The organism is Streptomyces sp. NPDC107581, assembly GCF_055657175.1.
This window is the reverse complement of record NZ_JBVKBH010000027.1, coordinates 1-18632: the sequence shown is the minus strand read 5'-3', so window position 1 is coordinate 18632 and position 18632 is coordinate 1. Positions and strand designations below refer to the sequence as shown.

The window sequence follows — 18632 nt, the reverse complement described above, 5'->3', positions numbered from 1 at the left end:
TGGACACCCGCTCCCTCCCGAATACGGCCCGGCATGCGGTCGGGGATCCCAACCCGCCGCTGCTCACCTGCATCGAGGACGCTGGCGGCGGCGGGCGGAAGCGGTGGCCGCGGGCATGAGCGGGGCGGACGGCACCCGCGGTGCCGCCCTCACCGGCGCCGAGGCCGCGACCGGCATCAGGGAGGCGCTGCGCGGCGGTGCACCCGCCGGGACCACAGGGCCGGTGCGGATGCTGTACGGCTCCGACGCGTCGGGCTGCCGTCTGGTGCTGGCCGCCGACGGCAGACGGACCCCACCCGTGTGGACGGGTCTGGCCGTCCTCGACGACGGTGTCGCGGCCCTGGAGGAGGGGCCGGCTCACAAGCGGCGCTGGCGCGCCTGGCTCTGGTGGGGCAATGTGCTGCAGTTCCTCGAACACGGCGGCGGTGACAGCGCGCAGCTGACGTCGGGCATGGTCGACGGCTTCCGTCCCGAGGTCCTCACCGTGACCGGCGGAGAGGGCTGGCTGACGTCCACGCGTGTCCCGGTCCACCAGGCCGCGCAGGAGCCCTCCGCCGCGGACGGGGCCGCCGTGTCGGCCGTCCCCGTCGTACCGGCCGTCCCCGCCGCCACCGGGGACGAGACGACCGCACGGGAGCCGGAGGTGGCCGAGCAGCCCGGTGGCACGGGCACCGGACGGGATCCCCGCTGGGACCGGGTCATCGAGTTGCTGGATCCGGAGGAGCCGAAACTCACCGCCCTCGCGCACACGCTGGCGTCGGCGGCGGTGCCGGTCCCCCGGGACGGCTACGAACTGGACGGTCAGGGCTGGCAGGCCGAACTGGCCTGGCCCGACGTCCGGGTGGGTGTGGTCAGGGCCCCCCGCCCGACCGGTGACGAGCCGGACTACGAGGCCGAGGACCAGAAGCACGCCTTCGCGGCGGCCGGCTGGACGGTCCGCACGGCGGGCGAGTGGGACAGCGCCGAACTGATCGCCCGGCTCGACGGCCGGGACCGGAACGAGAACAGCACCAGCGACGGGGAGCCGAAGCGATGACCACCTCCGGCGTCACACTGCGCCTGCTCGACAGGGCCGACAAGGAGATCCTCAAGCTGCCCCGCGCGGTCAAGGGCGCCTTCTTCGACTTCCAGCACAAGTTCAGGACCAACCCGCACACCACCGGTCTCAAGCTCCAGCAGCTGAAGGGCGACCACCGGCTCTGGTCGGCACGCGTCAACGACGAGTACCGGGCCCTGCTGCTGCGGCTCGCCGACGACGACTGGCTGATCGTCTCCGTCAAGCACCGCAAGGACGTCTACAACCGGCTCTCGTACGGCGTCAACCAGGTCACCGGCGGCATCGAGTACGTCGATCTGGAGGTCGTGGAGGACAGCGTCCTGGGCAGGCTGCCCGGCGCGACCGCTCAGACGCAGCCCACTCCCGAACCACGGCCGTCCGCGCCCCTCCCGGAACCGCTGTTCACCGCCTGGTCCGACCGCCAGCTGACCGAACTCGGGGTCGCGGAGCCCCTGTTGCCCGTCATCCGTACGCTCACCACGGAGGACCAGCTGCTCGGCCTCGTCGAGTACGCGCCGCAGCTGACCGGCGAGGTGCTGATCGCGCTGTTCGACGGCGCGTCGTACGAGGACGTACTCGACCAGGTGACCAGGCCGGTGGCCGCCACCGAGCCGGTCGACCCGGACGACCTCGCGGCCGCCGCCGAGCGGCCGGCGACGGTCGTCACCACCACGGACGAGGACCTCCGCGGAGCGCTGGAGAGCGGTGACTTCGGCCGGTGGAAGAGCTTCCTGCACCCCACGCAGGCCAAGCTCGTCGAGCGCCGCTACAGCGGCCCGGCCCGAGTCGGAGGCGGGCCCGGCACGGGCAAGACCGTCGTCGCACTGCACCGGGTACGCCACCTCGTCCGGCAGCTCTCCCCCGGGCACGACAAGCCCGTCCTCCTCACCACCTTCAACAAGAACCTCAACGCGGACCTGCGCTCCCGGCTGCTGGAGCTGGGCGGTGACGAACTGCTCAGCCGGGTCGAAGTGAGTCACGTCGACCAGTTGGCGCTGCGTGTCGTCCGCGAGGCCGAACCCGGCAACGGCAAGCAGGCCATCGACGACGGACAGGCCGTACGCGAGTGGCGCGCGCTGCTCGACGAACTGGGCGAGGACGCCTGGGACCCGGAGTTCCTGCACGAGGAGTGGACCCAGGTCATCCTCGGCCAGGCCGTCGGCAGCCGCACCGACTACTTCCGGGCCCGGCGGGCCGGGCGTGGCAAGAGCATCGGCCGCGCCGAGCGCGCCGAGATCTGGCAGCTCGCCGAACGCTTCACCCAGCGGCTCGACCGGCTCGGACGGCAGACCTGGGACCAGATCGCGGAGCGCGCGGCACGCCTGGAGATGGGCCGCGAACAGCGCATCCGGAACATCGCACGGCAGCGAGAGGAGGCGGGTGGCCTCGACAACATCCACCTCCAGGACGGCTCCGGTGGCTGGCTGCGCCACCGCTACCGCCACATCGTGGTGGACGAGGCCCAGGACCTGCGCCCCGCCCACTGGAAGATGCTGCGCGCGATGGCCCCCCGTACGTCGGACGACCTGTTCCTGGTGGGCGACACCCACCAACGCATCTACAAGAACCAGGTGACGCTCGGCAGTCTGGGCGTCAACATCCGCGGCCGGTCCGCGAAGCTGACCCTCAGCTACCGCACCACGCGGCAGATCCTGCGCTCGGCCCTCGGAGTCCTGGGCGAGACGACCTACGACGATCTCGACGGCGGCGCGGAGACCCTCGCCGGCTACCGGTCCGTGCTCAACGGCGGGCTCCCCGCCGGGCACGCCTTCCCGGACTGGGACGCCGAGCGGGAGGGCGTGGCCGCGCTGATCGCAGAGTGGGACGCGGACACGGACACGGCTGTCCCGCACGAGCAGATCGCGGTGTGCGTCCCGACCAACCAGATGGCGACCGAGATGGGGTACACGCTGAAGCTGCACGGCATCGACGCGGTGGAGATCCGCTCCGACGGACCGAACGGCTCCGCCGGCGTGCACATCGGCACGATGTTCCGGTTCAAGGGGCTGGAGTACCAGCGGATGATCATCGCGGGCGTGACCGACGGGCTCGTCCCGCGTGCGGACGTGAGCCGACTGCGTGACGTCGAACCCACGCGCTACCGGCACGAGATCCAGCGGGCCAGATCCCTGCTCTTCGTGGCCGCGACCCGGGCCCGCGACAGCGTGGACGTCTTCTGGCACGGCAAGCCCAGCCCGTTCCTCGACGGCTCGTGGGCACAGACCGAGCAGAGCGGGAAGTGACACCCGGCCCGGGGCGGGTTTCCGACTTGGCCCGTCTGTCCCCCGGCGGAGGCCATAGGGTCGTTCCCGCACGTCGTAACCACATTTTCGCCGGGGGGACATCATGCAGGCGAAGGAGACCCTGTTCGCCGATCTCGTGCAGGGCAGGGCCCAGCAGTTCCAGGTGCCGCTCTATCAACGGACGTATTCCTGGACCGAGCGGCAGCTGGGACAGCTGTGGGCCGACATCCTGGAGCAGGCCGAGCTGCTGGAGTCCGGGGACAGAGCGAGCACCCACTTCCTGGGCTCCGTCGTCCTCGCGCCGTCCCCGCAGAACGAGGCGACGTTCCCCCGATGGCTCGTCGTCGACGGCCAGCAGCGGCTGACGACGCTGTCACTCGCTCTGGCCGCGATCCGCGACCACATCGCGAGCGCCCAGCCGGACGAGGCCGAGCGCATCGACGAGGATTACCTGATCAACAAGCGCAAGACCGGCACCGACCATTTCCGGCTGCTGCCGACACAGGCCGACCGGCCACAGTTCGCCGCGCACATCCATGGTCCGCTCGAAACACAGACCGGCGGCGGAAACATCGGCACAGCCTACAGCTTCTTCCGTCGCAAACTCGTCGAAGCGGAGGATCCAGCCGCCCCGCAGGACGTGTCCCGCATCGAGCAGGCCATCACATCCAGGCTGACGCTGGTGGCGGTGACCGCCGAACGCGGCGACAACGTCCACCGCATCTTCGAGTCCCTCAACAACACCGGCCTGAAGCTCAGCCAGGCGGACCTGCTGCGCAACTACCTGTTCATGCGGCTGCCCACCCGCGGCGAGCACGTCTACGAGACCTACTGGCTGCCGCTGCAGAACAGCCTGGGCAACGACGAACTCGAACAGCTCATGTGGCTCCAGTTGGTGCTGGGCGGGAACGACCGGGTGCGCCGCCAGGACCTGTACGCGTCCCAGCAGCAGCAATTCGAGCGGCGCGAGATCGAAGAAGCCGAGATCGAGGCGTACATCCGGGAACTGCACCACCGCGGCGCGCTGTTCCGTCGGCTGCTCCACCCCGAGGAAGAGCCGGACCCCGCCGTACGCGCAAGTCTGCACCGCTTGGACTCCTGGCAGGCCCAGGTCACCTACCCCGCCCTGATGCTGCTGCTGGACCGGCGTGAGCGCGGAAAGGTCGATTCGTCGGAGACCGCCCGGGCGATGTCGTACATCGAGAGCTTCCTGGTCCGCCGGATGATCTGCCGGGTACCGACGAACAACCTCAACCGGGTCTTCCAGGCCGTGCCCGGACAGCTGCCGCTGGACGTACCCGTGGCCGACGGTCTGCATCAGCTGCTCTCCGCCGACAACCGCTTCTGGCCGGACGACGCCGAGTTGCGCGGAAAGATCCGCTCCGCGCCCTTCTACCAGTACGGGCGGTGGCACCAGCGCAGGATGGTGCTCCAGCGGCTGGAGGAAAGCTACGGGCACCCCGAGCCGGTGGACTTCGCCACCGCGCAGCTCACGATCGAGCACGTCCTGCCCCAGTCCGCGGGGGACGAGTGGATGCGGATGCTGCACGAGGACGCGGCCACCGCGGAGACCGCCGAGGATCTGCACCTGCGACTGCGCCACACGCTCGGAAACCTGACACTCACGGCAGTCAACTCGGAACTGTCCAATCACCCGTTCGAGCGCAAGCAGGACCTGCTGAAGAGCAGTCACCTGGAGATGAACCGGCGCATCGCCGCCACCGAACGGTGGGGCGCCCATGAGATCCTGGCTCGTGCCGACGACCTCGCCGAGCGCGCGATCGCGCTGTGGCCGGCCCCTCTGCCCGGGATCGGCCGGGCAGAGCGTACCCGGGACTGGCAGCTGGCCCACCAGGCGCTCGCAGCCCTCCCCCATGGCACCTGGACGTCCTACGGCGAACTCGCCGCATTCCTCGGTTCGGGCGCCCAGGCGGTGGGCAACCACCTGGCCGACACCCAGGGCGTGGCCAACGCCTACCGCGTACTCACATCCGAGGGCAAGATCTCGGACGGGTTCCGCTGGACGTCTCCGGGCGACGAAGGCGACGTCCGCGCCCGGTTGAGCGCGGACGGCATCCGCTTCACGGTCAACGGTGCGGCCGATCCGGCCCAGCGCGTCACTGCCGACGATCTCGCCCTTCTGCTCACCGAAGTCGACGACACCCAGGCGGACGACGAGAGCACCGCACAACGCGCCGCGCAGGGCCAGAGCGGGGAGACGCGCGCCGACCGATTCTTCCGTCAGCTCGCGGCAGACGACTCTCCCGAGACCGTCGAGGCGGTCCAAGCCCTTCTCGCCCGCTGGCAGGAACTCGGCGGATGGATCGGCCACGGCGCCGGGAAGGTCACCACCAGCGCGTTTCTCATGCTCGGAAAGGCCGGGACACCAGGCCGCGGCATCTGGCCGCTGACGCTCTATCCGGGCGGCGGACGGGGCGGCGTGGCGGAGGTGGGTTTCCAGCATCTCGCCGCACGCGAGCCGTTCACCGACCGCGGGCTGCGCGCCGAACTCCTCCGGCGCCTCAATGAGATGAAGGGCGTGGACATCCCCGATGGAAAACTGGAGTTGCGTCCCAGCTTCCGCCTCTCCCTGCTGAAGGAAACCCACAACCGCGAACAACTGGCCGAGACACTCGCGTGGTTCCGTGACTGCTGGGACACCCGGGACGCAGCCTGAGCCGTCGGCGATCGGCCGTGACTCAAGGAACAGGTGGCTCTGACAACCCACTCCGCACTGGGACCGCGATGACGGCTCGCCGTCCCGCACGGCGGGCGACATCTCGCGCTGCGCTCCCGGCCTCGACATCCGGCTGAGCCGCATCGCCGAGCGAGTACCGGTCCCGTCCCTGCGACGAGGTCAGCTCCGCGCGCCACCAGTGGCGGCCGGGGCGTCGGAAGCCGGAGTGGTCCGTCCCCTGACCAGCTGGATGAACTGCCGTGCGAAGGAGTTCTGGTAGAACTCCCGCACGGCGATCTTCGGTACACCGAGCTCCTTGACCTCGGCCAGTACGCGGACGACCAGGAGCGAGTTGCCGCCCAGCGCGAAGAAGTTGTCCTCAGGGCCCACCTGCGTACCCAGGTGCCGGCTCCAGACGTCCAGCACGTCGCGCTCCAGCCGGTCGGCGGACCCGGTCTCGACGGGATCCGGGGACTCCGCCACGGCCGGCCGAGCGGCAGTCGGTGCGGGGAGCTGTGCGACATCGACCTTCCCGTTGATCGTCAAAGGGATGGCATCGAGTTCCGTGACCGTTGCCGGGACCATGTAGTCGGGCAGAAGCTGCCGGGCATGCTCCGCGACCATGGCCACTGTCGCGCCCCTCTTGAGCACCACGTAGGCATCCAGCCGGTCGGCTGCCCGATCGCCGCTCTCGTCGTGGTGGACGACGACGGTCGCCCCGGAGACCGACGGTGCTCCGAGCAGGACGTTGCGGATCTCGTCCGGCTCGATCCGGTACCCGCGGATCTTCACCTGGCTGTCGATCCTGCCCAGGTGTTCCAGGGACCCGTCGGGCCTCATGCGGCCCTTGTCGCCACTGCGGTAGATCCGCTCACCGGTCACCGGGTCGATGACGAAACGTAGCGCCGTGAGCTCCGGCTGCCCCTGGTAGTGACGGGCGACTCCAGCCCCGCCGACCCAGATCTCGCCCGCCGCCCCCGCCGGCAGAACCTCTCCTCGCGGTCCACGTACGGACACCGACCAGCCGGGGAGCGCCGGGCCCACCGACCGGCTCCCCCGCAGCGCCGCCTGAGGCGTCACGGTCTGGGCCGTCACGTGCACGGTGGTCTCGGTGATCCCGAACATGTTGACCAGACGGCACTCCGCCTGCGGGTGGCGGGCGAACCAGGGCAGCAGCTCACGGGCGTCCAGCGGCTCACCGCCGAAGATCACCAGGCGCACCGCGAGCACGGCGGGCGATTCCCGGTCCTGTGCGACGAGAGGCAGGAAGGCGGAGGGTGTCTGGTTGAGCACGGTGACGCGTCGTTCGGCGAGAAGTGCGTGGAACTCCCCCGTGTCCCGCGTGATCCAGAAGGGCACCACCACGAGTTGCCCGCCGGTCAGCAGACAGCCCCAGATCTCCCAGACGGAGAAGTCGAACGCGCTGGAGTGGAACATCGTCCAGACGTCGTCCGCGCCGAGCCCGAAGTCCTCGGCCGTGCCCTCGACCAGGGCCAGCACGTTGCGGTGCGGGACGACGACGCCCTTGGGCCGCCCCGTCGATCCGGACGTGTAGATGATGTAGGCGGGGTCGTTCTCGTCGCAGGGTGTGGTCCGGCCGCGGGAGACGCTCCGCTCGCCGAGCCGGAGCAGCTCCTCGGGGGGCACGGACCGAACGCCCTCGACGACCGGGAACACGTCGGCTGCGGCGACAACGACGCGCACCCCGGCGCTGGCGACCGTGTAACGCAGGCGCTCGTGCGGGTACTTGACGTCCATGGGTACGTAGGCGCAGCCGGACTTGAGTATCGCGAGCAAGGTGACGACGAGGGTCGCGTCGCGCTCCAGGCACACGCCGACCATGCTCCCCGGCACCGCCCCCGAGGAGCGCAGCCCCTCGGCCATGAGTTCGGCCTGCTCATCGAGCTGGCGATAGGTCAGAGTGCGGGTGCCGTCCGTGACGCCGACCGCGTCCGGCTGGCGGCGTACCAGGTCCTCGAAGCGCCCGTGGACGGTCGATCCGGCCGTGAGGGTCGCGGCGACCGGAGGAGTCGCTCCCCGCCGCACGATGTCCGCGGCGCGTTCGGCCGGCATCAGGGGGACGGCCGACAGCGGCAGTTCTTGCCCGGACTCGTCCAGATCCGCCAACCACTGTGCGACATGCGCTACTTGCTCGACGAAGGCGTGCGCGATCCGCGGATCGATCGCACCCTCGTCGTACCAGCAGGTGCCGCTCCAGGACCGGTCCGGGCGCTGCTCGGCCTGGAGCGTGAGGGGGAAGACGGGCGCGAGGCAGGGGTAGTACTGCCGCGCGTCGTCCCACTCGCCGAAGACCATGCCCACAGGAATCGCGAGGCCACCCCCGGGTTCTGTCGCCGGTTCACCGGCCGGCTCCGGTGTCTCGGGCCAACCGGCGAGGAAACCGGCGACGGACATGGTCTCGTCGTACTTGAGGACATACGTGGACCACGCGTCCGGTCCTGCCGCGTCGGGATCGAGCAGGGCGATCCGCGGTGTCTCCTCGACGTCGTACCGGGCCAGGACGATGGCGGTCGCGGCGGTCAGCAGCTTCTGGTCCACCGGGTTGTCGCAGACCGGCGTGGAGAAACGGGCCGCGCCGACGAGACCGCGGCGCGCGAGGTCACCGAGGCCCCACTCCGGCCCCGCGAGCGGGGCGGCCCCCGCCCCGCTCGTCTCACGCGCGGTGCCATGCCGGCCTGTCCGGGGCAGGGAACCGCCGGCGAGGAACCCGGCCAAGTCGCTCAGTGCCGCCCGGGACAGGGCGTCACGGGCGGCGACCAGCACCAGATCGGCGACGTGGTCCGTATGCCGTACGAGCGTGATGCGCAGCCGCGGACCGGAGGTGGCGCGCAGCGGCCGGCGGGCTTCCTGTTCCGCGTACCGCTGCGCCGCCGGTGCCGTCGAGCGCTCCCGGGTGCGCCGTTCCCACAGCACGCCCTCGGCGAGCTCGCCGACCTGTTCCAACCGTCCCCGAAGCTCACTGCTGCTGGGTGGCTGCGGGCACCTGACCGTCAGGCTGTGGCACATGGCGGCCTGCTCCTGGCACTGGAACGGCACGGACCAGTGGGCTGTCGCCATGGGAGAACTCCTGTCGGTGCGCCAAGAAGGGTGCGGGGAACACGGTCGGCCGACGCGGGTCAGCGCGCGGTGAAGCCCCCGTCGACGGTCAGTACGCTGCCGGTCACTTGGGGGGAATCGTCACCGGCGAGCCAGAGGGCGGCGCCGGCGATGTCGGAGGGAGCGATGAGCGAGTTCATCGGCTGCGCCTGGACGAAGACCCTCTCGTGGTCTTCCACGGCCACGTCCAGGGAGCGAGCGATCTCGGACAGCATCCGGCCGTCGACCGCCGGGTCGTCCGCGACGGAGCCCGGGCAGAGGGCGTTGACCCGGACCTGGTACGGCCCGTAGTCGAGGGCCGCGGCCTTGGTCAGCCCTATCAGCCCGTGCTTGGCGGCGACATACCCCGCGAAGTGCCGGTAGCCGACCAGACCGGCGGTGGACGAGACGTTGATGACGCTGCCTCGCCGCTGAGCGATCATCGTCGGCGCCACGGCCTTGATCATGCGCCACGCGCCGGAGAGGTCGACGTCGATCATCAGACGCCACTCGTCCTCGGTGATCTCGTGGACGGCCTTTCCCGAAGGGGCGGCGATGCCCGCGTTGTTGACGAGGACATCGACACGGCCGAAGCGGTCGAGCGCCTTCTCGACGGCCGGCGTGACACTGCCGCGTACGTCGACGGACTCCGCCAGCACCGCCGCGCCGCGCTCCTCGCAGAGCTTGGCGGTGTGCGTGAGCTGACCGCTCGTCGACAGGGGGTAGGGGACGCCCTCGATGTCCTCGCCCACGTCGAGCAGAACGAGGTCGGCCCCCTCTTCCGCGAACCGCAGCGCACAGGCGCGTCCCAGGCCACGGCCCGCGCCGGTGATCACCGCGGTCCTTCCTTCCAGGGCCGCGCCTGCGCCACTTCTCCTGTCGCGCGTCATGTGCGGGCGCCTCGCGCCGCGGCGTCGATGACGGCGAGCAGTTCCTCTTCCCTGCCGGTCAGATACATGTGTCCGCCCGCGAGTTCCTTCAGCTCGAACGGCCCGGTGGTCGCCGTCTCCCAGCTCGCGCACTGCGCCCGGCTCACCAGGGCGTCGTCCGTGCCGCGCAGGGCGGTGACAGGCAGCGTCAACGGCTCGTCCGCAACGGGCTGGTAGTCCTCGTGCAGGGCTACGTCCGCCCGTAGCAACGGAAGCAGCACCTCCCGCAGGTCGGGGTCGTCGAGTGCCGCGTGCCGGTACCCGGCGAGCTCCGCGACCCGCTCCACGAAGGTGTCGTCGTCGAGTGCCGCGGTCCGTCCGGTGCGACCGCTCCGGGGACCGGGGGACCCGCTCACGAAGAGGTGCTCCAGCGCGGTGAAGCCCTGCGCCTGGAGTTCACGAGCCGTCTCGTAGGCGAGCACGGCGCCGAGGCTGTGCCCGAAGAGCGCCACTCGTTCCGCCCCGCCGACCAGGCGCAGCGCGGCCCCGGCAAGGTCCTTGGCCGCCTCCGCGGCGTCCTTGTACGGGTCCTCGAGGAAACGCTCCTCCCGGCCCGGCATCTGCAACGGGACGATCCGAAGACCCTGCTCACCGCCGTTCGGCCAGGCCCTGTAGAAGCCGGCGCCGCTCCCGGCGAAGGGTACGCACAACAATGACAGGGTCATTTATCATCCTCATACTTGGAATGCCATTCGCCCAACAGCGCCTTCATCGTCATGGACACCGGTCAAACATGCCCAGACACATGAGGAATCCTGGTTTGCGTTGCCGGTGAAAACCTTGTCCCGCCGGCGGGACAAGCGCACTCTGCACCGGGCGCCAGGTTCGTTCTTCAGGATATTTTGCGGCGAATCCATTCGAGGACGCCGAAGGCATTTACCTGGCCTGGCCCACGGCGAGTGACAACATTCGCCGTGGCTCGCTTTCAGGACGGTACCGGCGGCCACCGCACGTCGGAAAGGCACCGAGGTCTCCCGACGTGCGACGGCACCCTCGCCTCAGGACCCGCCGGCAGCCCGCCGCAGTATCTCCATCGCCCAGGTCTCGACCGGCGCGCCTTCCTTCCTGGCAGCGGTCCGGATCTGTGCAAGGATTTCGGCCGGGAGTTCAATGTGCAGCAGGCTCGCTTCGGGCGAGGGGTCGGCATCGCGCCGGTCCGGACCCGAGCCGGATCCGGTCGCGGCGGGTTCGACCCGCTCCGAAGCCGAACTGGCCCCGGCAGGACCGCCTTTGTCCAGCTCAGCGCGACTCTCGGACTCGGTCACCTCACCCTGCCGCGCGCGGAGGCTGCTACGAACCTCCCCGCGAAGCTTGTTCCTGCTCCAGCCCATCGCTTCCGCTTTCCTCAGCCAGTAGTCCTGTTCCGGCTGATCGAGCGCCACCACTTCAAGGTGATGGCTGAAGCTCAGATTCTGCCGCCTGCGGGTCAGCGGGAACTTGCGCGCGACCCACGTGTAGTTACGAAGCGTCTGGTAGCTGAGCGACGTCCGCTTGACGGCTTCGTGGTAACGGTCCTGGAACTCGGATTCACCATAAACCAGCCAGTCGGCGATCCACCAGGTAGAAGAGTCAGCGAAAGAGAACAGTCCGGTCCCGACTTGCTCCCACATATTGAGGCTCTGCCTGGATGTGAACGACAAGCCGGACTTGTGGAACTGCACGCCCATACTCAGCAGCTGTCCCGCAGTGCTTGCCGTTGCAACATTCCGCGCAGTTGTCTCGTTTGTCCTCTTTGTTAGGATAGCAGTGCGCAACGTTCCCCCGTTGGTTGATGCTTTCGCAGGTATTGGCCAACCGTAACAGTTGGACGTCATCCAGGGCGTAATTGTGCGCGATACGCGGACCGCCCGCTACGGCACGGGGACGGGTCGACTGCCGCCCGCACTCGCATATCGCTACTCGCCCAGGATCGACACGAGCGCGAGAGCTCACGCGGGTCGAGGAGCCGTTCACCAATAAGAGGTTTTCTTTAAGCAAGATCTCTCTGCCGCCGGCTCCCCCCATTTGCGTCACCCATTTCTGTGCCGCCCCGTGCCGCCCATCGGACAATTCGCCATGTTCCCGGCCGATCGGTGCGAGAGTGCGCCCGCGTCCTGGCGGTGTCTCGCCGGCGAGACACGTGAGCGGAGCGAACTACCCCCGCCAGGGCTGGATATGACCCCGGAGAGGCGTCATGTTTGGGTCCACGTCCTTCTCGCGGCGACGGGCTTTTATGCGGAGCGAGTGAGACCGTCTGACACACGCTCGAACGATTGCGTTGATCGAGCCTGAAAATAAGGTGTTCCCGAAGGAACGGCCGATCGATAGGGGAGGGCTTCTGTGCCCCGAATACGTCACACACATGGGCTGGATATGCCGGATCTTGAGGGTGACAGTCTCGCGGGCAAGCGTCATTCGCGTATGGTTCCCGCCTCATCACCGCAGCGCAGGATGTACTTCTCCTCGGTGATGCGACCGAACAACTCGTCTGACGTCTGGAGGCCGGTTCTTACCGTCGATGGAGATCTCTCGGTAGACAGGCTGGAGCGCGCCCTCCAGGTGCTGCGCAGCAGGCACGAGGCATTTCGAACCACATTCCTGGAGCGCGGCGGCGAAGTCTTCCAATTGGTGCACGACGAGGACGGCGACGCCACGCAGCCGGTCCTGATCGACCTCGTGGAGGCCGAGGGCGACTCGCAGGACGAGCGCCGAGCGTGGGCAGACGCCGAGGCCAGGAGGGTCGTCGACCTCCCGTTCGACATTTCGTCGGGCCCGCTCTGGCGAACGTCGGTGATACGGATATCGCCGAGCCTCCACCTGGTGGTCTTCGTGCTCCACCACATCATCACGGACGAAATTTCCGGGAAGGTGTTCGCCGAAGAACTCCGTCTCGCCTACGCGGACCCGCACGCGCCCGCCCTCGCGGTGCCGGCCGCACAGTACGCCGACTTCTGCCTGACGGAGAACGCCTCCAAGGTGGACGAGGCCGACCTGGACTACTGGCGTGGCCAGCTGGCAGGAATTCAGCCGGCGTCGATGCCCGAGGACGGCGAGGACAGCCCGGGCAGAATGATCGGATCGAGGTTGCCGATCACCGTCCCGCAGAATGTGGTGGCAGATTTCGAAGAGTTCTGCCGGGCTCGCTCGATGACCCCGTTCACCGGCCTGCTGTCCGTGTACTTCGTTCTGCTGCAGCGTTGGGCGGGAACGAGCGACATATCGGTCGGAACACAGACGCTCGGCCGACCGGGCCCAGAACTTTTCGGAACGATCGGATTCTTCTCCAATACGGTGGCACTGCGCTGCCAGGTGGATCCGGCACTGACCTTCGATCAGCTTCTCGGTCTCGTGAGCGAAACGGTTCACGACGCACTGGACTACCAGGACGTTCCGTTCGAGGTGGTGGTGGGCGCACTGGCTCCCGAGCGTGACGCCGACCGCAACCCCCTGTTCCAGGCTGCCATCACCTATGGCATGCTCGACCTGAGCGACGTATGGGCACTCGAAGGTCTCCAGGTGACGCTCCTGCCGGAACCTGCGGAATTGTCGGGGCTTCAGTTCGACCTGTCGCTGGACGTACAGCGGCTGGCAGGCGAAGTCTCACTCAACGTCGAATTCAACCGCCAGCGGTTCTCCGACGCAGCCATGAAGTGGTTCGCCAAGGCCTACGGCGACCTGCTGGTCTCACTCAGCCGGCAACCCGATGTCGCCCTCGGCAGCATCCCGCTGCTCGACCAGGCCGCACTGACGGAAACGCTGGCGCTCGGCGCGAGCGGTGAACCGGAGGGCGGCCGTACTCCCTCGGAACCCACGTCCGCGTGGGACCTTTTCGAACTGACCGCGGCCACCGTTCCCGAACGGGAGGCAGTCGTCGCGGACGGCGCGCGGCTCACCTTCGCCGAACTGGCCGGCCGGGCACGGACGATGGCCGCGGGCCTTGAGGCTCGCGGCGTGCGGACCGGCACCGTGGTGGGGATCTGCCTGGACAGGCGCAGCGATCTGATCGTCGCGATGCTCGCCACCTGGTGCGCGGGCGGCGCCTTCCTGCTGCTGGATCCGCAAGAGCCCGAGTTCCGCCGCCGCCTGCTCCTGAAGGAGGCGGGCATCGCTCTCGTCATCGCGGACGAGGCGTTCGCCGAGGTGGAGACCGTCTCGGCGGCCGCCCTCCGGGCGGACGCGGAGAAGACCTCCGGGGACGATCCGGCCGACGGCGGCTTCGCGCGTCGCCCGGCCGCCGCTCCGGCCTACGTGGTCTTCACACCGGGTTCCACAGGACGACCGAGGGGTGTGGTCATCGAACAGGCGAGCCTTCTCGCCCTCGCCACCAGCCAACTGGCCCCGGTGTACGCACGGTTGCCCGAAGGCCGTCAGGTGAATGTCGGTGCGCTGAGTTCCCTGACCTCCGGCGTGTTCGTCACCCAGTGCCTCGGCATGATCGCCTTCGGGCACCGGCTGCTGCTGATCGACGAAGAGGAGCGAACGGACCCGTATCAGCTCCTGGCCCGTGGATCGGATCCCGAAACGGCGATCGATGTACTCGACTGCGCGAGTGGATGGCTGGAAATGCTGGTCGACGACGGCCTCCTGACGCTCCCGCACCCGCCGAAGATCGTGGTGATCGGCGGCGAGAGTCCGTCGGACCGGCTGTGGCAGCGCCTGCGTGACCAACCCGGGCTGCTCGCGTTCCACGCGTACGGCCTCAACGAGTGCACCGTCGAGTCGGCCAGGGCGGAGATTCGCGAACACCCGAAGCCGGTGGCCGGGCGCGCGGCCGGCACGTCCCGGATCTACGTCGTCGACGACCGGTTGCAGTTGCTGCCGCCCATGTTCGTCGGTGAGATCTGCATCGGTGGACTCGGCGTGGCCCAGGGGTATGCGGGACAGCCGGCACACACCAGCGAGCGATTCGTGGCCGACCCCTTCAGCCAGGTCCCCGGACAGCGCATGTACCGCACCGGCGACAAGGGCCGGCTGCGCCCCGACGGGCAGTTGGAGCTGTGGGGGCGCCTCGACGACCAGGTCAAGATCCGCGGCCTGCGCATGGAGCCGGCGGACGTGGAGGGCGTGCTGCTCGGGCACCCCGCCATCGCCCACGCCGCGGTCGTGGCGACCCAGGCCGGCACCCGCATGGCCGAACTGGTGGCGTACGTCGTGCCCGGCGACGAAGGCCGGGACGCGCTGACGCCCGCCACCGTCCGGGAGTTCCTGCGCGGCAGGCTCCCCTCCGCACTGCTGCCCGACCGGGTGCAGGTTCTCGCCGCTCTTCCGACCACGCCCGACGGGAAGCTGGACCGCAAGACACTGTCGGGCGGCGCGCCGTCGAGCACCGTGCCGGACACCGTCCGAAGCGTCTCGGCGTCCGCCGACCCCCGTGAACGGCAGCTGTGCCAGATCGTGGCCGAGGTGATCGGCGTTCCGCAGACGGGCGTTGACGACAACTTCTTCGATCTCGGCGGAGATTCGCTGCTCGCCATGACCGTCATCAGTCGGGTGCGCGCCGTAATGGGCCGTGAGCTGCTGCTGCGGGCGTTCTTCGAAATGCGGTCGCTCGGGGAGCTCGCCGCTCAGCTCGGTGCCGAGGTCAGCGCGCCCCGGCCCGTGCTGGGCAGGAGAGCGAACTCATGACGGTGGCGACGCGTTCGTACTCAGCCTGGCCGGCAGACCCGACAACACCCCGCAGGTGACCTCGACGGGCGGCCCTGCCGCCGGCGACGGCACCCAGTCCCCGATCGCGGGCAACCCGGCCTCGGGGATGGCAGACTCAACCGGCAACGGAGCTCCGGTTCAGACGACTTGGTGTGAGAACCCACGTCCTGCCGGAGCTCCGTCCTGCTCAGCACGCCGACACGCGGCCCGCCCCCCACCTCGAACCGATCTTGAAATGCCCGTGGGTCTGTCTCGCTGGCGAGACAGACCCACGGGCCTCGTCGAGTACCGACCACGACACATTCCAGGTGCTGGCCCGGCGGCCGGAGAAATGCATTCGGAGGAGAGACTTTTATGTCCAGGCACAAGGCGTCGGACCATATCGCGAAAAACGCCGCCGAGCGGGCCAAGAGAATGCGGCCGGACGGCATCGACCAATACCTGACCCTCAGTGGCGGGTTCGCGCATATGAACGAGGACCCCTTCACCGATCGCATCGAGCGCGAGCCGTACCGCGACCAGGTCACGGTCGCGGTCATCGGCGGGGGGTTCGCCGGCCTGATGACGGGCGCCCACCTGAAGGAGGCGGGGGTCTCCGATGTCAGGATCGTCGACACCGGCGGCGACTTCGGCGGAACCTGGTACTGGAACAGGTACCCGGGCGCCCAGTGCGACATCGCGTCCATGATCTACCTGCCGTTGCTGGAGGAGACCGGCTACGTGCCCACCGAGTGGTACGTGCGCGGCCCGGAGATCCTGGAGCACTGCCAACGCATCGGCAAGCAGTACGGGTTGTACGAGAACGCGCTCTTCCACACCCGGGTCACCGGCTTGGACTGGGACGAGTCCGCCCGGCTGTGGATCGTGCGGACCGATCGCGGTGACGAGTTCACCGCCCAGTTCGTGAGCCTGGGGCTCGGCCACCTGTCCGTGCCGAAGCTCCCCGGCATCCCGGGCATCGAGACCTTCGCGGGCCACGCCTTCCACGCGAGCCGATGGGACTACGCCTACACCGGCGACCCGGCCGGCGGACCGCTGGGCAACCTGCGGGACAAGCGGGTGGCGATCATCGGCACCGGCGCCACCGCGGTGCAGTGCGTCCCTCACCTGGCCACCGCATGCCGGGAACTGTTCGTGTTCCAGCGCACGCCTTCCGTCATCGAGGTCCGCAACAACCGGCCGATCGACCCGGAGTGGTTCGCGCAGATGGCCACGCCTGGATGGCAGCAGCGCTGGCTGGACAACTACGCGGCCAACATGACGTCGGCCGAGCAGCCGGCCGAGGATCTGATCAATGACGGCTGGACCGCCATGGCCAGGATGTGGCGCAACGCCGAAGAGAGCGCGCGGCCGGACTCGGACACGTCCGAGGAGCTTGCCGGCGCGTACTACGCGGACATGGAGAAGATGGGCCGGCTCCACGCCCGGGTGGAGGAGACCGTCAAGGACGCACGGACTGCGGAACTCCTCAAGCCCTGGTACTGGCTTCCGTGCAAGCGCATGACCTTCCACGACGAGTATCTGGACGCCTACAACGAGCCGACGGTCCGTCTCGTCGACACGGACGGCAAGGGGGTCGAGCGGATCACGCCGCGAGGTGTCGTGGTGGACGGCACCGAGTACGAGGTGGACTGCATCATCTACGCGTCGGGGTTCGAGGTCGGCACCGCGCCCACCCGGCGCGCCGGATTCGACCCCGTCGGCAGGGACGGCAGGCGACTGTCGGAGCACTGGACCGACGGCATGCGCACGATGCACGGACTCCATGTGCACGGGTTCCCGAACGCGTTCCTCGTTCAGTCGCTCACGGGCGGGACGCGGTTCTCCAACCTCTCGCACAACCTGTCCGAGGCGGCCAAGACCGTCGCCGCCGCCATCGCGCACGCGGTCACCACGGGGGCCGACGTCGTCGAACTCACCCGGCAGGCGGAGGACGCCTGGATGAGCAACGTGGGAGTCGATCCGGAGTGGCGCACGTTCCTGGGCACGGAATGCACCCCCGGCTACTCCAACAACGAGGGAATGGTTCTCGGTCCGCATTCCCTTTGGGACGAACACGAGTTCCCCGATGGCCTGGGCTTCTTCCGGCACCTTCAGGAATGGCGGGGCAGCGGGGAGTTCGACGGCCTGGAATTCCACCGTTCGGACAGGTGAAGCCGCTTGGCCCGTCTCGCCGGCGAGACAGTCCTCCCGGGCTCCGTCGAGTGGTGCCCGGGACTCATTCATCCTGGCGAGTGCCGCCTGCTAGCCTCGCGAAGTCGATACAAGTCCGTTTTCCCTTTGCCAATTAATTCTGCCGACATAACGGCTCCCGATCCCGCTGCGGCCCGACGCCCGGCCGGTGATTTCGGCGCCTGAGCCATCGGCTGCGGATCGCGACTGGTAGCGGTCGGAAACAGCGAGGTAGCCTGCATGATTCCGTTGTCGTTTGCGCAGCAGCGGTTGTGGATCATCGGTCAGTTGGCGGGGCCGAGCGCGGCGTACAACATGCCGTTGGTACTGCGTCTGTCCGGACCGCTGGACCGGCAGGCGCTGGCGGCAGCACTGGCCGACGTGGTGGGCCGGCACGAGAGCCTGCGGACCGTCTTCCCGGTCATCGACGGCGAACCCGTCCAGCAGATCGTGCCCGCCGACGCGGTCACGCTGCCCCTGGCCTGGACGGACACCGACGACGAGCAGGTGACCGACCTCGCCGTCCAGGCCGCCGGACACCTCTTCGACCTCGCCACCGAAATCCCGCTGCGCGCCCACGCCTTCTCCACCGGACCCGACGAACACGTCCTGGTACTGCTGGTCCACCACATCGCCTGCGACGGCTGGTCCGTCGGCCCCCTCGGCAAAGACCTCGCCACCGCCTACGCGGCACGAACCGCCGACACGGCCCCGGCATGGACCGAACTCCCCGTCCAATACGCCGACTACACCCTGTGGCAGCGCGACCTGCTCGGCTCCGAAAACGACCCCACCAGCGCCGTCACCCGCCAGTCCGCCTTCTGGCGCGACAC

Annotated in this window: 10 protein-coding genes; 6 read left to right on the top strand and 4 right to left on the bottom strand. The window is 68.9% G+C overall.

Annotated features, from left to right (window positions below; all coding sequences use genetic code 11):
* Positions 1 to 115: 115 nt before the first annotated feature.
* The 3 genes from ACZ7P3_RS40370 to ACZ7P3_RS40360 all read left to right on the top strand — a co-directional run bounded on the left by ACZ7P3_RS40370 (position 116) and on the right by ACZ7P3_RS40360 (position 5977).
* Complete coding sequence (locus tag ACZ7P3_RS40370; protein WP_472089574.1) at positions 116 to 1036, top strand: hypothetical protein; 921 nt, start codon at positions 116 to 118, stop codon at positions 1034 to 1036.
* Complete coding sequence (locus ACZ7P3_RS40365) at positions 1033 to 3300, top strand: UvrD-helicase domain-containing protein (protein WP_472089572.1); 2268 nt, start codon at positions 1033 to 1035, stop codon at positions 3298 to 3300. The genes ACZ7P3_RS40370 and ACZ7P3_RS40365 overlap by 4 nt, the downstream gene beginning before the upstream one ends.
* Positions 3301 to 3403: 103 nt before the next feature.
* A complete protein-coding gene (locus ACZ7P3_RS40360) occupies positions 3404 to 5977 on the top strand; it encodes a GmrSD restriction endonuclease domain-containing protein (RefSeq protein WP_472089570.1) in 2574 nt (857 codons plus the stop codon).
* A gap of 180 nt (positions 5978 to 6157) precedes the next feature.
* On the opposite strand, the gene ACZ7P3_RS40355 is transcribed toward ACZ7P3_RS40360, so the two are convergent.
* From ACZ7P3_RS40355 to ACZ7P3_RS40340, 4 genes are all read right to left on the bottom strand, one after another.
* A complete protein-coding gene (locus ACZ7P3_RS40355) occupies positions 6158 to 9055 on the bottom strand; it encodes a non-ribosomal peptide synthetase (RefSeq protein ID WP_472089568.1) in 2898 nt (965 codons plus the stop codon).
* 59 nt (positions 9056 to 9114) lie between these two features.
* The gene (locus ACZ7P3_RS40350; RefSeq protein ID WP_472089566.1) at positions 9115 to 9963 is read right to left on the bottom strand and encodes a mycofactocin-coupled SDR family oxidoreductase; all 849 of its coding nucleotides are present in this window, start codon (positions 9961 to 9963) and stop codon (positions 9115 to 9117) included.
* Positions 9960 to 10667: a thioesterase II family protein gene (locus tag ACZ7P3_RS40345; RefSeq protein WP_472089564.1), complete on the bottom strand. Its 708-nt coding sequence runs from the start codon at positions 10665 to 10667 to the stop codon at positions 9960 to 9962. Before ACZ7P3_RS40345 ends, ACZ7P3_RS40350 begins: the two co-directional genes overlap by 4 nt.
* 333 nt (positions 10668 to 11000) lie before the next feature.
* Positions 11001 to 11669, bottom strand: coding sequence for an LmbU family transcriptional regulator (locus ACZ7P3_RS40340; protein WP_472089562.1), 669 nt, complete (start codon positions 11667 to 11669; stop codon positions 11001 to 11003).
* 733 nt (positions 11670 to 12402) lie between these two features.
* Between ACZ7P3_RS40340 and ACZ7P3_RS40335 the strand changes: the two genes are divergently transcribed.
* The 3 genes from ACZ7P3_RS40335 to ACZ7P3_RS40325 all read left to right on the top strand — a co-directional run.
* Entirely contained in the window at positions 12403 to 15606 is a 3204-nt protein-coding gene (locus ACZ7P3_RS40335; protein ID WP_472089560.1) for a non-ribosomal peptide synthetase, read from the top strand.
* 375 nt (positions 15607 to 15981) lie between these two features.
* The gene (locus ACZ7P3_RS40330; RefSeq protein ID WP_472089558.1) at positions 15982 to 17781 is read left to right on the top strand and encodes a flavin-containing monooxygenase; all 1800 of its coding nucleotides are present in this window, start codon (positions 15982 to 15984) and stop codon (positions 17779 to 17781) included.
* Between the two features lie 258 nt (positions 17782 to 18039).
* Positions 18040 to 18632, top strand: a 593-nt coding sequence (locus ACZ7P3_RS40325) for a condensation domain-containing protein (protein WP_472089556.1), incomplete at its 3' end; no start/stop codon positions are given.

What these genes read in the sequence shown, in the direction of transcription:
- ACZ7P3_RS40360 (WP_472089570.1), top strand. Translation starts at nt 3,404, where the DNA reads ATGCAGGCGAAGGAGACCCTGTTCGCCGATCTCGTGCAGGGCAGGGCC.
- ACZ7P3_RS40345 (WP_472089564.1), bottom strand. Translation starts at nt 10,667, where the DNA reads ATGACCCTGTCATTGTTGTGCGTACCCTTCGCCGGGAGCGGCGCCGGC.
- ACZ7P3_RS40370 (WP_472089574.1), top strand. Translation starts at nt 116, where the DNA reads ATGAGCGGGGCGGACGGCACCCGCGGTGCCGCCCTCACCGGCGCCGAG.
- ACZ7P3_RS40335 (WP_472089560.1), top strand. Translation starts at nt 12,403, where the DNA reads ATGGTTCCCGCCTCATCACCGCAGCGCAGGATGTACTTCTCCTCGGTG.
- ACZ7P3_RS40355 (WP_472089568.1), bottom strand. Translation starts at nt 9,055, where the DNA reads ATGGCGACAGCCCACTGGTCCGTGCCGTTCCAGTGCCAGGAGCAGGCC.
- ACZ7P3_RS40350 (WP_472089566.1), bottom strand. Translation starts at nt 9,963, where the DNA reads ATGACGCGCGACAGGAGAAGTGGCGCAGGCGCGGCCCTGGAAGGAAGG.
- ACZ7P3_RS40340 (WP_472089562.1), bottom strand. Translation starts at nt 11,669, where the DNA reads ATGGGCGTGCAGTTCCACAAGTCCGGCTTGTCGTTCACATCCAGGCAG.
- ACZ7P3_RS40365 (WP_472089572.1), top strand. Translation starts at nt 1,033, where the DNA reads ATGACCACCTCCGGCGTCACACTGCGCCTGCTCGACAGGGCCGACAAG.
- ACZ7P3_RS40330 (WP_472089558.1), top strand. Translation starts at nt 15,982, where the DNA reads ATGTCCAGGCACAAGGCGTCGGACCATATCGCGAAAAACGCCGCCGAG.